Below are 14322 nucleotides of genomic sequence, written 5' to 3' on the forward strand. Positions count from 1 at the left end.
ATTGACGATACAGCTTGGGCGGGGAGCCGTCGGGCAGGTATTCCTGGCCTGCCTCCTATCACTCGCCGCTATCGGCGTCTTTGCCTGCTCTGCGGCGCAGGCCGCCGGGCGGGTCGAGGCAGTGACGGCTCATGTCACTGCACCTGACGGCCTGCCGCCGCTCGTGCAGCAGCGCATGGAGACGAGCGTGCAGGTCATCTCTGAGCAGCTGTTGCTCGGCGATGACCTGCACGCCGCAGATGCTGCAGCGAAGAGCGAGATTATCCGCCAGGTCTTCGACAAGGTCCTTGTCGGCTATACTGTGCGCGATGTCAGTCTCCAGCTCGGCGATACGGCCGAGGTCACGGTCGAGCTCTCGCCGTGGGCCGACCAGATCCGCACGATCTCGGTCGAGACGCATGTCGAGGGCATGCCGCCTGAGGTGGAGCGCCTCGTGCGCGAGGACCTCGCGGATGTCAGCGCCGTCTTCTCGGATGCGCTCTACGGCCTGCCGGTCGCGGCGACCGACTGGACGAACGGCGTCCTCAAGCACCATCTCGAAGCTTATCTCGCGGAGCACCTGCCGGAGTTCCGCGGCGACTTCGAGGTCGAGACGGATGGCAGCGCGGCGGAAGTCAGCCTGACGGTCTACCCGCGCCTGCCCGTCGTCCGCACGGCGGACCTCTCGATGCGCTCGAGCACCATTCCGAACCTCACGCTGCTCAACCACCGCGAGCTCATGCAGGAGCAGGCCGATATGCTCGTCGGGGTTCCCGTCGCCTTTGTCGCGCGCCATCAGCACGACTTCGAGCACCTCTTCTCGGAGCGCCTCGACGCGCAGCGCGACTTCCGGGCGCTTCGCATGAAGACGACCGTGACGATCGCGCCGCAAGAGCGCATGACGGTCATGAGCCGCTCGGACTCCTCGCGCTACCGCGCGCGGCTGACGGGCTGGGTCGACATGGGGCGCAAGGAGCGCAAGTATGAGCGCGAGGTGGACAGCCTGCGCATGAGGCTCCACACCGGGTGCATGATGACGGCGCGCGACGAGCTCTTCGCGCAGGTCGACTTCATGCCGCAGAAGGTCGACTGGGGCTGGGCGATGGGCTATAACCACCGCATCGGCATGGGCACGCGGCCAGAGATCCGCTACGACATGCGCGAGAAGCGCTTCGTGTTCGGCGCCAGGCAGGCGCTCGCGCCGCGCTGGCAGCTCCGCTACGAATACCGCTTCACCGACCATCTCGGCGAGGCAGGGCTCCTCTATCAGGTCCACGATTTCCTCGGGGTCGAGTACGTCCTCGACAAGACGCAGGGCTGGCTCCGCCTCATCGGGAATTTCTGAATGCTCCGCAGGGGAAATCCTTGTAGACCCCTGCGAAGTCTGCTATAATAAACGTGTTTCTTTGGAATCCAAGAAGGAGAAGATAAAATGGTTACATTACAGAAAAAACAGGTCAAGATCATCAGTGTCCTCATCGCACTCGTCTTTGTCGGTTCTGTTGTCGCCCTCGCCTTGACGCAGTCTGGCTCGGGTATCGCAAGCGCAGCAAGCTCGAATGTCGGCGTCGTCGACTACCGCCAGATCGCACAGCAGAGCTCGCAGCTCCAGGATATCCAGTCCCAGATGCAGAAAGAAGTCCAGGACGCCCAGAAGGAGTTTGAGGAGAAGTCCGCAAACATGAGCGACCAGGAGAAGAACGACTACTATCAGCAGACGCAGCAGCGCCTTGCCCAGAAGAATCAGGAACTCATGGAGCCGTTCCAGAAGAGCATCGAGGATTCCGTCAAGAGCGTAGCAGAGGCTAAGGGCCTGTCTGTCGTCCTCGAGAAGAGCTCGGTTGTCTACGGCGGCCAGGATATCACGCAGGATGTCATCAAAAAGCTCAGCAAGTAATCCTCTGAGGGTCATATGGAGCGTCGAGTACCGAGCGGATTTTACGCTCGGTACTACTTGTAAGGAGGGCAGGGCCGTTGGACAATCCCGATAGAACGCCAGAGAAGCCGGGCGCTGCTCCTGGAGGGAAGAGCCTCTGGCAGAAGAAGCGCAAGGAGATACTCATGGGCAGCGCCATCGCGCTCGGCCTCGTCTTCCTCGGGGCCTGGGGCATCCGCGCGCTGATGCCGGGGCATGAACCCGTCAAACAGACGGCGGCCGCGAGCATCGGCCTCGTCGACATGCAGAAGGTCATGGAGGCACACCCCGACTACGAGAAGCTTGAGACGCTCCAGAAGGAGTACAAGAGCCTGGAGCTCTCGCTCAAGGACACAGAGAAGTTGCCCGAGATGAAGGTGGAGCCGCCGACTGTCGATGCAAAGCCGTTCGACGATTCCGTCTGGCAGAAGAATGCCCAGACCGTCATCGGCGGCCGCTCGGAACTCGAGCGCGAGGCCAAGAAGGTCGAGAAGGCGTACCGCGAGGCCCACGAGGCCGAGTATGAGAGCCGCCGCAAGGCTGTCGACGAGGATTACCAGAACGCGATCCTCAACCTCAACATCAAGATCGACAACCAGAAGGCCATGCATCACCCTTGGACGAAGCAGCAGGAGCTCGATGAGGAGAAGGCGGGCTGGGAGAACCAGCGCGAGCTTCTCAAGGAAGAGCGCGGCATGCGCCAGCAGGAGCTCGCCAAGGCCTGGGAGCGCGAGGTGAACGCATACGTGCAGTCCGTCATGGGGCCGAAGCTCGCCAAGTGGCACGAGCAGGCCAAGACGGCGCTCGACCAGCAGAAGTCGGAATCTGTGCGCAAGCAGTCGGAAGTGCAGCAGCGCGACACCGCGGCGATGCAGCAGGAGATGCAGATGACGGCGGCCGAGCGGCTCCAGCAGCGCGCTCAGATCAAGGAGATGATGGCGCAGAAGGCCGAGGAGATCCAGGCACTCGACACGCACATCCGCAACGACATTGCGGGCAAGGCGGCCAAGATTGCCATCCTGCATCACTTCACGATGGTCCTCGCGAATCCCGCCGAGGACCTCGCGTTCAAGCTGCCCATGGACCTGCCCGCGAGTATGAAGCCGGAGCGCTTCATGCCTGTTGTCGGCAGTGACACCGAGGATGTCACGGACGAGCTCGTCAGCGAAGTCAGCACGTTAGAGAGCAAAGACGATGCGGACGGTTCGTCTGAGGATTCATAGATATCATCTTATCCATCACCCAACCAATCACAGAAAGAAGCGAATCACGATATGAAATTACGTAAGAAAACCGTAGGTCTTCTGGCAGCCGCCTTTGCTGCGACGATGCTCATGAGTGGCTGCGGCCAGGTCAAGATCGGCTACATCGAAGGTTCCCGCGTCATGCAGGAAGCGCCGCAGGTCAAGTCTCTCGTCGAAGAAGGCAACCAGAAGATCAACGAGGCCCGCGAGGAAGCACAGAAGTCGCTGCAGGACAACCCGGACATGAGCCAGGAGGACGCGCAGAAGGCACAGGCCGATGCACAGCGCAAGATGGCCAGCCTGAACCAGTCGTACCAGATGCAGCTGCAGCAGAAGGTCAGCGCGGCCCTGCAGGACATCGCGAAGGAGAAAAAGCTCGATGTCGTCGTGGACAGCGAGAAGGAGCAGCCGACGGCTCTGATGGGCTGTGTCGATGTGACGGATGACGTCATTGCCAAGCTGCAGTAAGGATGTGATTTGACATGAAAAAGACCTTGCAGGAAATTGCAGAATACGTGGGCGGCCGCATCGTTGGCGATGCATCGATCGTCATCAGCGGCCTCGACAACATCGAGGGTGCCGGTGAGCACGATTTGACGTTTGCCGTCGATCCGCATATCGAGGAGGCCAAGACGTGCCGTGCGGCAGCCGTCATGCTGCCGGAGGGCGTCGCGGACTTCCCGAAGACGGCACTCTACGTCGAGGAGCCGCGCGCAGCCTTTGCGCGCCTCCTCGAGCTCTTCACGCCGAAGCTCCAGTTCCCCGCGGGCGTCAGCGAGCAGGCGCACATCGGCAAGGATGTCAAGCTCGGCAAGGATGTCGTCATCATGCCGTTCGCCGTCGTCGATGACCACGCTGTCATCGGGGACCGCGTGACGCTCTACCCGCACACCTACATCGGCCAGTACGCGGAGATCGAGGAGAACACGGTCATCTACTCGAGCGCGACGGTCCGCGAGCACTGCCACGTCGGCAAGCGCTGCGTCATCCACTGCTCCGCTGTCATCGGCTCGGACGGCTTCGGCTTCACGACGCACGAGGGCGTGCACACGAAGGTGCCGCAGGTCGGCAACGTCGTCCTCGAGGATGATGTCGAGATCGGCGCACACGACGGAATCGACCGCGCGGCCATGGGCTCGACGGTCATCGGCCACGGCACGAAGATCGATAACCTCGTGCACATCGGCCACAACTGCAAGATCGGGCCGAACTGCCTGATTGTCGCGCAGACGGGCATCTCGGGCTCGACGACGGTCGGCCACAACGTCACGTTCGGCGGCCAGGTCGGCACGGTCGGCCACATCAATATCGGGGCCAACTCGATCTACGCCGCGCGCTCGGGCATCATCGGCGATATGCCGGAGGGTGTCTTCTGCGCCGGCTTCCCGGTCCAGAGCCATGCGGAGTGGCTGCGCATGCAGGCTTCGATGAAGCACCTGCCGGAGATGTACAAGAAGTTCCGCCAGCTCGAGAAGAAGCTGGCCAAGTATGAGTCGAAATAACGCATCGTGCGCGAAGAAAGCCTTTCCGGGACAGGGAAGGCTTTCTTGCTGAAAGAGGGGAAAAGGATGTTGTCATATTATCTGTTGAAGGCGGCGAGCAAGATCTGCTGCCTGCTGCCGCGCGGAGCCTGTGAGACCATCGGCCGGGCCCTGGGCGCCTTTGCCTGGATTTTCGTGCCGAAGCGTCGCAAGAAGCTCGCGAAGGACCAGATCATGATGTGCCTCGGCGTCGGCGAGCAGGAGGCGGAGCGCCTCGCAAAGGCGAGCAGCGTCCGCTTCGGCCCGATGCTCATGGAGGTCCTGCGCTTCCCTGTCATCCGCAAGCACATCGCGGACTACGTGCGCATCGAGGGCCTCGACAAGCTCGAGCGCGGCCTCGCTCTCGGCAAGGGCTGCATTATCGCAGCGGCGCACAGCGGCAACTGGGAACTCATGGGCGGCGCCTTCGCGCAGGCCGGCATCCCGCTCGTCGGCGTCGCGATGAAACAGAAGTCGACGGGTGCCGACCGCTTCATCAACGAGTATCGCACGCTCATCGGCATGCACATCACCTACAAGACGGGCGTGCGCGAGATGTTCGCGATGCTGCAGAAGGGCTGGGCCATCGGCCTCATCATGGACCAGGACACGAACCGCCGCAGCGGCATCGTGCTTGACTTCTTCGGCAAGCCGACGAACTGTGTGCCGGGGGCTGCCTCGATGGCGCGCTTCCAGGGCGTGCCAATCTTCCCGGCCTTCATGCACCGCGACGAGCACGGCTTCCACACACTGATCGTGCAGGACCCCGTCTTTGTCGAGAAGACGAAGGACAAGCGCGAGGACATCCGCAGGACGACGCAGGTCCTGACGAAGTGCATCGAGGACCATGTGCGCCGCTACCCGGAGGAATGGTTCTGGCTGCACGACCGCTGGAAGTCCATGCGGGAAGAATACTGACCTGCATCGTGACTTGCATCGCAGACAATTGTTTTGTACAATATAAAGAGGCACATTACGGCAGGAGGTATGATTTTGCAGAAACAGAGAACATTGAAGACGGAAATCTCTTATACGGGCATCGGGCTGCATTCCGGCCGTGAGGTCCATGCGACGCTGAAGCCGGCACCGGAGGACACGGGCATTGTCTTCGTGCGCACGGACCTTCCGGGGGCACCGCAGATCCACGCGAAGGCGGAGAATGTCACGTCGACGCTGCGCGCGACGACGGTGGAGGAGGACGGCCACAAGGTATTCACGATCGAGCACCTCATGAGCGCCTTCCACGCGCACCGCATCGACAATGCCTATGTCGAGCTCGACTCGGAAGAGCCCCCGGTGGCTGACGGTGCCTCGCTTGTCTTCTTCGAGCTCATGGCAAAGGCCGGCATCGCAGAGCAGGCGAAGGACCGCAAGGAGATCGTCATCGACAAGGTCTACCGCATCGACGACGAGAAGACGGGCCGCTTCGTCATGGTCCTGCCGTACGACGGCTTCCGTGTGAGCTTCACATCCCTGAACCCGCACAAGCTGATCGGTGTCCAGTACGAGGATTTCCACATCGATGAGGCGGTCTACCACAAGGAGATCGCCCCGGCCCGCACGATCGCCTACGAGAAGGAGATCCAGGCGCTGCGCGAGATGGGCCTCGGCCTCGGCGGCTCGCTCGAGAACGTCATCGTCTACAACGATGAGGGCTGGCTCAATCCGCTCCACTTCGAGGATGAGCTCGTGCGCCACAAGATCCTCGACGTCATCGGTGATCTGCGCCTCGCCGGCATCATCCGCGGCCATGTGATCGCCGCGGCATCGGGCCACGCGCTCAACACACAGCTGGCGAAGAAGATCGCTGCTGCTTATGCAAATCGGTAAGAAACACATCCTGACAACGTTTTAAAGGAAGAGGGAGAAATCATGGAATTAGATATCAACGAGATCCAGAAGATCCTGCCGCATCGCCCGCCGATGCTGCTCGTCGACCGCATCATCGAGCTCGAGCCGTTCAAGTCGGCGACGGGCATCAAGAATGTCACGATGAATGAGCCGCACTTCCTGGGCCACTTCCCGGGCCACCCGATCATGCCGGGCGTCCTGATCCTCGAGGCGATGGCACAGGTCGGCGGCGTCGCCATGCTCTATCCAGAAGAGCACCGCGGTAAGATCGCACTGTTCGGCGGTATGGAGCACGTCAAGTTCAAGCGCCAGGTCGTGCCGGGCGACCAGCTCGTCACGAAGGCACAGCTCGTGCGCACGCGCGGTGACTTCGGCCTGCTCCACTGCGATGGCTATGTCGACGGCGAACTCGCTGCTTCGGCAGATTTCAAGTTTGCATTGAAAAAGGGCGAAGATCTTTGATTTCTGCCTCTATCAATTGCCTAAACGCATGTAGTCTTTGTTCAACTCGAAAAACGCCCAGATTTGCAGTCAAATGAGATACAGGAATGATGAGGGTATTCAGGAGTATATAGAAAAGGACAGAGCAAACTGGCCGGCCAGGACCGGCATTGGAGGAAGGTTAAGGAGTTGGAGCAGATGAATACGGACAACAAGGTCACTGCAAATATACATGAAACAGCTGTGGTCGCGCCAGGTGCAAAGATCGCAGAGAATGTCGAGATCGGGCCTTACTCGGTCATCGGCGAGAATGTCGAGATTGGCGAAGGCACGAAGATCGGCCCGCACGTCGTCATCCACGGCTGGACCCAGATCGGCAGGGACTGCCGCATCTTCCAGGGAGCGTCCATCGGCGAGGAGCCGCAGGACCTCAAGTTCCGCGGAGAGAAGAGCTACACGGTCATCGGTGACCGCACGACGATCCGCGAGGGTGCGACAATCCACCGTGCGACAGGTGAGGGTGAGGAGACGCGCGTCGGCAACGACTGCCTGCTCATGGCGCTCACGCATGTCGCGCACAACTGCGTCGTCGGCAACCACGTCATCATGTCGAACCTCGCGAGCCTCGCGGGCCACGCTGTCGTCGAGGACCGCGCTGTCATCGGCGGCATGGCTGGTGTCCACCAGTTCGTCAAGATCGGCCGCAATGCGATGGTCGGCGGCATGTCGAAGCTCACGCAGGATGTCGTGCCGTACACGATCGTCGATGGCCAGCCGGCCAAGGTCGTCGGCCTCAACGCCGTCGGCATCTCGCGCGCCGGCATCCAGTTAGAGGCGCGCCGCAACATCAAGAAGGCATACAAGCTGCTCTATCGCTCGGGCCTGAGCTTGCAGCAGGCAATCGCCGTCATCGAGCAGGAAGTCGATTCCTGCGAAGAGGTCGAGCATTTCCTGCGCTTCCTGCGCAATGCAGAGCGCGGCATCTGCCGCGAGCGCAGAGAGCGCGACTGAAAGCGCTCAGGACTGAGATGAGGGAGTAGGAATTTCGGGGGAATCGTTATGGAAAGAATCGGATTGCTGGCCGGCGCCGGCAAACTGCCAGTTGAGTGTGCGAAGGCGGCAAAGCTCCTCGGTTATGAGGTCTATGCCGTCGCTCTGCTGCCGGAGACGGACGCAGAGCTCAAGGAATGCACGGCGGACTGCCAGTCCATCAGCATCGCGCATCTCGATGCCGTGCTGAACTATCTCAAGGAACACCAGGTCAGCAAGGTCACGATGATCGGCAAGGTCACGAAGGAGCTGCTGTTCTCGGGCAAGGTGCAGCCGGACGCTCGCATGCTGAAGCTCATCATGGAGCTGCCGGACCGCAAGGACGACACGATCATGATGATGTTCGTGCGGGAACTCGCCAAGGCTGGCATCCAGGCCTTTGACCAGACGGCGCTCATACGCCGCCTGATGCCGCACCGCGGCGTCATCACGAAGCGCGAGCCGACGGCTGAGGAACGCAAGGACATGGAGTTCGGCTTCCGCATGGCCAAGGAGATCGGCCGCCTCGATGTCGGCCAGACAGCCGTCGTCAAGAACATGGCCGTCATGGCGCTCGAGGCCATCGAGGGCACGGATGCCTGCATCCACCGCGGCGGTCAGCTCGCGCGCGGCGGCGCAGTCGTTGCCAAGGTCGCCAAGCCGCAGCAGGATGACCGCTTCGATGTGCCGACTGTCGGACTCGCGACCATCCAGAGCATGGTGGATGTCGGGGCGACGGCTCTGGCAATCGAGGCCGACAAGACGCTCCTCGTCGAGCGTGAGGAGATGCTCGCACTGGCAGAGGCCAATAACATAACGATTGCAGCCATCTAAGTGTGTGATTGTGAGACGCGGCGGAACCAGGAATGCTGGTATCCTCGCGTCTTTTCGGCTTTTCTTATGGGTGTGGGACTGAGGAGGTTTGTGGATGAAGATCATGATGTCAGCCGGCGAGGTGTCGGGCGACCTGCACGGGGAGCGCCTCGCGCGCGCCGTGCTCGAGCAGGCACCCGATACCGAGCTCATCGGCTTTGGCGGAGCGCGCATGGAGCGCGCGGGTGTGAAGCTCTTCCGCAATTTCGCGGACTACAATGTCATGGGCGTCTGGGAGGTCATCAAGAACCTCAGGCGCATCCTCAGGCTCCTCGACGACCTGACGGCGTACATGGAGGAGGAGCGCCCGGACCTCCTCGTCCTCATCGATTACCCGGACTTCAACTGGCGCCTCGCGAAGCGCGCCAAGAAGCTCGGCATCCCCGTCTTCTCGTACATCCCGCCGTCGGCCTGGGCCTGGCGCAAGGGCCGCGCGAAGAAGTGCGCGGCGCTCGCCGACACCTTCGTCGCGATCTTCCCGCACGAGCTGCCCGTCTACGAGGTAGCCGGCGCCAACATCTCGTTCCTCGGGAACCCGCTCGTCGATACGGTCAAGGCAGAGATCCCCGAGGCGGAGGCGCGCGCATTCTTTGGCATCGCGCCGGGTGACCACGCCGTGCTCCTGATGCCGGGCAGCCGCCGCCAGGAGATTACGATGCTGCTGCCCGCCATGCTCGAGGCGGCGAAACTGCTCGCGGCCAAGCGCCCCGGGACGAAATTCTTCCTGCCTGTCGCGGCCGCCTCGTATGAGCCGCTCATCGAGCAGCTCGTGGCAGAGCACGGCGCAGAAGTCCAGCTCACGCACGAGAACCGCTATGCGCTCATGGGGCTTGCGGATGTGGCGGCAGCGGCCTCGGGCACGGTCGTCATGGAGGCAGCCCTCATGGGCCTGCCGTGCGTCTCGCTCTACCGGCTCGCGCCGCTCAACTACATGATCGGGCGCGCTCTCGTACACGTCGAGCACTTCACGCTGCCGAACATCCTGCTCGGCGAGACCATCCAGCCGGAGCTCCTGCAGGACGAGGTGGAGCCGCACCGCATCGCCCGCGAGCTCTCGCGCCTCTACCGCGGCGAGAGCGCCAGGGAGAAGACATGCGCAAAGCTGATCGAGGCCTGCAAGCGTCTCGGCCCTCCGGGCGCTGCGGGCCGCGTGGCGGCGAAGATACTCGAGGCGGCACACGACAAACGACATTCAGGAGAATAACATGAAGAATTACAAGCGGCTGCTCCAATACATGCGGCCATATGTCAAGCAGCTCATACTGGCCATCTTCTGCATCATCATGGCGGCGGCGGCCAACCTCTACCTGCCCTGGATCATCAAGGACATGATCGATAAGGTGCTGGCCGAGAAGGACATGGTGATGCTCAACCTCATCTGCGTCGGCATCATCGTCGTCTTCCTCCTGCGCGGCATCTTCTTCTACGGGCAGTCGTACCTCGTCTCGTTCATCGGCCAGAAGGTCATCATCGATGTGCGCGAGGTCATGTTCCGCAAGTTCCAGCGCATGCCGATGGCCTACTTCGACCGCCATCAGACGGGCGAGGTCATGAGCTACATCACGAACGATGTAGCGGCCATCCAGTCGGCACTCGTCGACCAGCTCATCGAGATGGTCACGGAGGGATCCATCCTCATCGGCTCGCTCGTCATGATGATCGTGCTCGACTGGAAGCTCTCCATCCTGACGCTCGTCATCATCCCGCTCGTCGGCCAGGCCATGAAGATCTTCGGGCGCAAGATCAAGCGCAACGGCACGGTCATCCAGGAGCGCATGGCCGACATCACCTCGCTCCTGCAGGAGAGCGTCTCGTCTATCCGCGTCGTCAAGTCGTTCGTGCGCGAGAACTACGAGATCAAGCGCTTCTGCCGCCAGAATGAGCTCAACTTCCAGGCGGCGATGAAGAACGTCCAGCTCACGAGCCTCTTGACGCCGTCCGTTGAGTTCCTCGCGGCCATCTCGGTCACGGTCATCATCTGGTTCGGCGGCTACGAGGTCGTCAACGGCGAGATGACGGCCGGTGCACTCGTCGCCTTCCTGACGTACGCTGTCAACCTCGCAAACCCGGTCAAGCGCCTCTCGCGCGTCTACGGCAACCTGCAGCGCGCGATGGCCGCCGTCGACCGCGTCTTCGCCGTCATCGACCTCAAGGAGACGATCACGGACAAGCCGGACGCCAAGGAACTGCCGAAGGTCAAGGGGCACGTCGTCTTCGACCACGTCTCTTTCGAGTACAAGAAGGGCGTGCCGGCACTCTCCGACGTCAGCCTCGAAGTGAAGCCCGGCCAGATGATCGCCTTTGTCGGCCCGAGCGGCGCCGGCAAGTCGACAATCGCCAACCTGATCCCGCGCTTCTACGAAGTGACGTCAGGCAGTATCTCCATCGACGGCTTTGACATCCGCGATGTCACCGTCTCGTCGCTGCGCGAGCAGATCGGCATCGTGCCGCAGGAGACAATGCTCTTCTCGACGACGGTGCGCGAGAACATCCGCTACGGCCGCCTCGATGCGACGGACGAGGAAGTCGAGCAAGCGGCGAAGGCCGCCAATGCCGACGGCTTCATCCGCGAACTGCCGAACGGCTACGACACGAAGATCGGCGAGCGCGGGCTCAACCTCTCGGGCGGCCAGCGCCAGCGCATGGCCATCGCGCGCGCCATCCTCAAGAACCCGCAGATCCTGATCCTCGACGAGGCGACGTCGGCGCTCGACACGGAGAGCGAGAAGATCGTGCAGGCGGCCCTCGACAAGCTCATGGTCGGCCGCACTTCCTTCGTCATCGCACACCGCCTCTCGACGATCTTCAACGCCGACCAGATTTACGTCATCGACAACGGTCACATCAAGGAGCACGGCACTCACGAGGAACTGCTCAAGATGGGTGGCCTCTACAGTTATCTCTACAATATCCAGTTCAACAAGAAAAACGCGTAAGAAGGGGAAGAGGATATGCAACTACTCTATAATATAGCGGCCATCATCATCGTGATCCTGATCATCCCGATGTTCATGGTCCGCTCGGTGCGTGAGAAAGGCTTTGTCGAACGCATCCGGCAGAGCCTGGGCTTCTTCCCCGAACACGCTCTCGACAAGGTGGAGAAGAAGGACTGCATCTGGGTTCATGCGGCCTCTGTCGGCGAGATCGTCGCGACGAGTCCGCTCATCAAGGAGTTCCGCAAGGAGTTCCCGAAGAGCCCCATCCTCGTCTCTGTCGTCACGACGAGCGGTTACGAGATGGCCAACCGCATCATCAAGGATGCTGATGCGATCATCTACTTCCCGCTCGACCTGCCGTGGCTGGCCGGCCACGTGCTGCGGCGCATCCGCCCGCGCGTCTTCCTGCCGGTCGAGACGGAGCTCTGGCCGAACTTCCTGCGCACGGCGCGCAAGATCCACGTGCCGGTCATGATGGTCAACGGCCGCATCAGTGACAAGAGCGTCAAGCAGTACAAGCACCTGCACAGCCTGCTGCGCAACATGATCGGGACGGTCAAGCTCTTCGCGATGCAGTCGCCTATCGATGCGGAGTACATCATGCGCCTCGGCGCACCGCAGGAGCTCGTGACTGTCACGGGCAACACGAAGTTCGACCAGACGTACACCGATGTCAGTCCCGAGGAGAAGCAGAAGATCATCGAGGAAATGGGCCTTTCCAAGAACGATGGCATCTTCCTCGCCGGCTCGACGCACCGCGGCGAGGAGGAGGCCGTGCTGCAGGCATTCAAGGCCGTGCGCGAGACGCATCCGCACGCACGCCTCGTCATCGCGCCGCGCGAGCTCCTGCGCACGATGGAGGTCGTCCACCTCTGCCGCAAGGCAGGCTTTTCGGTCACGACGCGCACGAAGCTCCAGAACGAAGCGCCGCAGGATGAGGACATCGTCATCCTCGACACGATCGGTGAGCTCGGCAAGGTCTACAGCATCGGCGATGTCGTCTTCGTCGGCGGCAGCCTCGTGCCGCACGGCGGCCACAACATCCTCGAGCCGGCCGCGCACGGCAAAGCCATCATCGTCGGCTCGCACATGTTCAACTTCAAGGACACCTACGCGCTCTTCAAGAACCGCGACGCCTGCCTGACCGTGAAGAACGGCGAGGAACTCGCGAAGCAGGTCACGCGCCTCTTCGACGAGCCGGAGCACCGCCACCGCATGGAGGAAGAGACGCGCGCCATCGTGCGCGAGAACAAGGGCGCTTCGCGCAAGTCGGCCATCCTGCTCCACCAGATGCTCGAGAGCTATGAGAGCAGTCCCGAGAACCGCCATCACGTGCGCTCTACCCAGAAGATCACGAACTTCCAGACCTATTTCATCGACCTTGTCCATAGTAAAGAGGTGGACGGGCTCTTCCCGCACCTCATCATGGGCATCCTCTACATCTTCTCGCTGATCTACGGCCTGCTCGTCAACATCAAGCTGGCCGGCTACAAGTACGGCATCTTCCAGAAACAGAAGCTCGACTGCTTCGTCATCAGCCTCGGCAACGTGACGGTCGGCGGCACGGGCAAGACGCCAACGGCGCAGCGCCTCGCGCGTGACATCCGCGACATGGGCTACCGCGTCGTCATCCTCAACCGCGGCTACCGCGCCAAATGGCACGGGGAGGTCGGCATCGTCTCCGACGGCAAGCGCCTGCACATGGATGCGGCGGAGGCCGGCGATGAGGCGTACATGCTCGCCAAGCACCTGCCGGAGGTCCCCGTGCTCATCGGCGCGGAGCGCGCCAAGACGGGCCGCTACGCGATGGAGCACTTCGGGGCGGAGGTAGCCATCCTCGACGACGGCTACCAGCATTGGCAACTCGAGCGCGATCTCGACATCCTGCTCGTCGATGCCGTCAACGTCTTCGGCAACGGCTACATCCTGCCGCGCGGCACCCTGCGCGAGCCGATCTCGCACATCAGCCGTGCCGACATCTGCCTGATGACGAAGGTCGACCAGGCGGCGGCCGGCTCCTGCGACTACATCCGCGAGACGGTGCACCGCTACAATCCGGAGGCGCGCATCGTCGAGAGCATCCATCAGCCGCGCTGCTTCATCCCGCTGACGGAGTGGTACGTCAACATCGCGAGCCAAGGCATCGACATCGCGCAGATGCGCGGCAAGCGCATCATGGCCGTCTCGGCCATCGGCAACCCCGCCTCCTTCGAGCAGACGCTTTCCGACCTCGGTGCGGTGATCATCGAGAGCCTGCGCTATCCGGACCATCACGACTACGCGATGTCCGAGATGACGGACATCTTCCAGCAGGCCGAAAATGCCGGCGCGGAGGCCATCGTCATCACGGAGAAGGATGCCGTCAAGATCCCGGCGGATGTGGCCCGCGAGAAGTGGTCCATCCCGATCTACGTCATCTGCGTGGAAGTCAACTTCCAGAAGGGCAGCGAAGGCCTCGCGGATCTCTTGAAGAAGCGCCTGGCCGAGCGCCTTGGCCACTGATCTCTGCTTGTGCACTAGAAGAAAGGACAGGA

General features: G+C 61.9%; 13 protein-coding genes. All 13 read left to right on the plus strand.

Going from position 1 to position 14322, the window contains the following annotated elements; translation table 11 throughout:
- Window position 1 precedes the first annotated feature (1 nt).
- The 13 genes from T518_RS04065 (at window position 2) to lpxK (ending at window position 14290) form a co-directional block, all read left to right on the plus strand.
- Window positions 2–1324: an acylphosphatase gene (locus tag T518_RS04065; RefSeq protein ID WP_051652190.1), complete on the plus strand. Its 1323-nt coding sequence runs from the start codon at window positions 2–4 to the stop codon at window positions 1322–1324.
- Window positions 1325–1411: 87 nt separating this feature from the next.
- Window positions 1412–1876, plus strand: coding sequence for an OmpH/Skp family outer membrane protein (locus tag T518_RS04070; RefSeq protein ID WP_036375640.1), 465 nt, complete (start codon window positions 1412–1414; stop codon window positions 1874–1876).
- 77 nt (window positions 1877–1953) lie between these two features.
- A complete protein-coding gene (locus T518_RS04075; RefSeq protein WP_051652191.1) occupies window positions 1954–3117 on the plus strand; it encodes a hypothetical protein in 1164 nt (387 codons plus the stop codon).
- Window positions 3118–3168: 51 nt separating this feature from the next.
- The gene (locus tag T518_RS04080) at window positions 3169–3606 is read left to right on the plus strand and encodes an OmpH/Skp family outer membrane protein (protein ID WP_036375661.1); all 438 of its coding nucleotides are present in this window, start codon (window positions 3169–3171) and stop codon (window positions 3604–3606) included.
- Window positions 3607–3620: 14 nt separating this feature from the next.
- Window positions 3621–4640 (plus strand): UDP-3-O-(3-hydroxymyristoyl)glucosamine N-acyltransferase, encoded by a 1020-nt coding sequence (lpxD, locus tag T518_RS04085; RefSeq protein WP_036375663.1) that lies wholly within the window; start codon window positions 3621–3623, stop codon window positions 4638–4640.
- 66 nt (window positions 4641–4706) lie between these two features.
- Window positions 4707–5576, plus strand: a complete 870-nt coding sequence (locus T518_RS04090) for a lysophospholipid acyltransferase family protein (protein ID WP_036375666.1) — start codon at window positions 4707–4709, stop codon at window positions 5574–5576.
- A gap of 75 nt (window positions 5577–5651) precedes the next feature.
- Window positions 5652–6488 (plus strand): UDP-3-O-acyl-N-acetylglucosamine deacetylase, encoded by an 837-nt coding sequence (gene lpxC / locus T518_RS04095; RefSeq protein WP_036375669.1) that lies wholly within the window; start codon window positions 5652–5654, stop codon window positions 6486–6488.
- A 42-nt stretch (window positions 6489–6530) separates the two neighbouring features.
- Window positions 6531–6971, plus strand: coding sequence for a 3-hydroxyacyl-ACP dehydratase FabZ (gene fabZ, locus T518_RS04100; RefSeq protein WP_036375671.1), 441 nt, complete (start codon window positions 6531–6533; stop codon window positions 6969–6971).
- 177 nt (window positions 6972–7148) lie between these two features.
- Entirely contained in the window at window positions 7149–7961 is an 813-nt protein-coding gene (gene lpxA, locus T518_RS04105; RefSeq protein ID WP_036375877.1) for an acyl-ACP--UDP-N-acetylglucosamine O-acyltransferase, read from the plus strand.
- A gap of 48 nt (window positions 7962–8009) precedes the next feature.
- Entirely contained in the window at window positions 8010–8813 is an 804-nt protein-coding gene (locus T518_RS04110; protein WP_036375674.1) for an LpxI family protein, read from the plus strand.
- A gap of 94 nt (window positions 8814–8907) precedes the next feature.
- Window positions 8908–10056 (plus strand): lipid-A-disaccharide synthase, encoded by a 1149-nt coding sequence (lpxB, locus tag T518_RS04115; protein WP_036375688.1) that lies wholly within the window; start codon window positions 8908–8910, stop codon window positions 10054–10056.
- A gap of 1 nt (window position 10057) precedes the next feature.
- Window positions 10058–11788: a lipid A export permease/ATP-binding protein MsbA gene (msbA, locus tag T518_RS04120; RefSeq protein WP_036375692.1), complete on the plus strand. Its 1731-nt coding sequence runs from the start codon at window positions 10058–10060 to the stop codon at window positions 11786–11788.
- Window positions 11789–11803: 15 nt separating this feature from the next.
- Entirely contained in the window at window positions 11804–14290 is a 2487-nt protein-coding gene (gene lpxK, locus T518_RS04125; RefSeq protein WP_036375695.1) for a tetraacyldisaccharide 4'-kinase, read from the plus strand.
- Window positions 14291–14322: the final 32 nt, after the last annotated feature.

Origin of the sequence: Mitsuokella jalaludinii DSM 13811, assembly GCF_000702905.1 — a bacterium.
Taxonomy (GTDB): domain Bacteria; phylum Bacillota; class Negativicutes; order Selenomonadales; family Selenomonadaceae; genus Mitsuokella; species Mitsuokella jalaludinii.

Bases quoted from the DNA above. Each gene is read 5' to 3' on its own strand.
- msbA (WP_036375692.1), top strand. From the start codon at position 10,058: ATGAAGAATTACAAGCGGCTGCTCCAATACATGCGGCCATATGTCAAG.
- fabZ (WP_036375671.1), top strand. From the start codon at position 6,531: ATGGAATTAGATATCAACGAGATCCAGAAGATCCTGCCGCATCGCCCG.
- T518_RS04090 (WP_036375666.1), top strand. From the start codon at position 4,707: ATGTTGTCATATTATCTGTTGAAGGCGGCGAGCAAGATCTGCTGCCTG.
- T518_RS04070 (WP_036375640.1), top strand. From the start codon at position 1,412: ATGGTTACATTACAGAAAAAACAGGTCAAGATCATCAGTGTCCTCATC.
- lpxK (WP_036375695.1), top strand. From the start codon at position 11,804: ATGCAACTACTCTATAATATAGCGGCCATCATCATCGTGATCCTGATC.
- lpxB (WP_036375688.1), top strand. From the start codon at position 8,908: ATGAAGATCATGATGTCAGCCGGCGAGGTGTCGGGCGACCTGCACGGG.
- T518_RS04080 (WP_036375661.1), top strand. From the start codon at position 3,169: ATGAAATTACGTAAGAAAACCGTAGGTCTTCTGGCAGCCGCCTTTGCT.
- lpxD (WP_036375663.1), top strand. From the start codon at position 3,621: ATGAAAAAGACCTTGCAGGAAATTGCAGAATACGTGGGCGGCCGCATC.
- T518_RS04110 (WP_036375674.1), top strand. From the start codon at position 8,010: ATGGAAAGAATCGGATTGCTGGCCGGCGCCGGCAAACTGCCAGTTGAG.
- lpxA (WP_036375877.1), top strand. From the start codon at position 7,149: ATGAATACGGACAACAAGGTCACTGCAAATATACATGAAACAGCTGTG.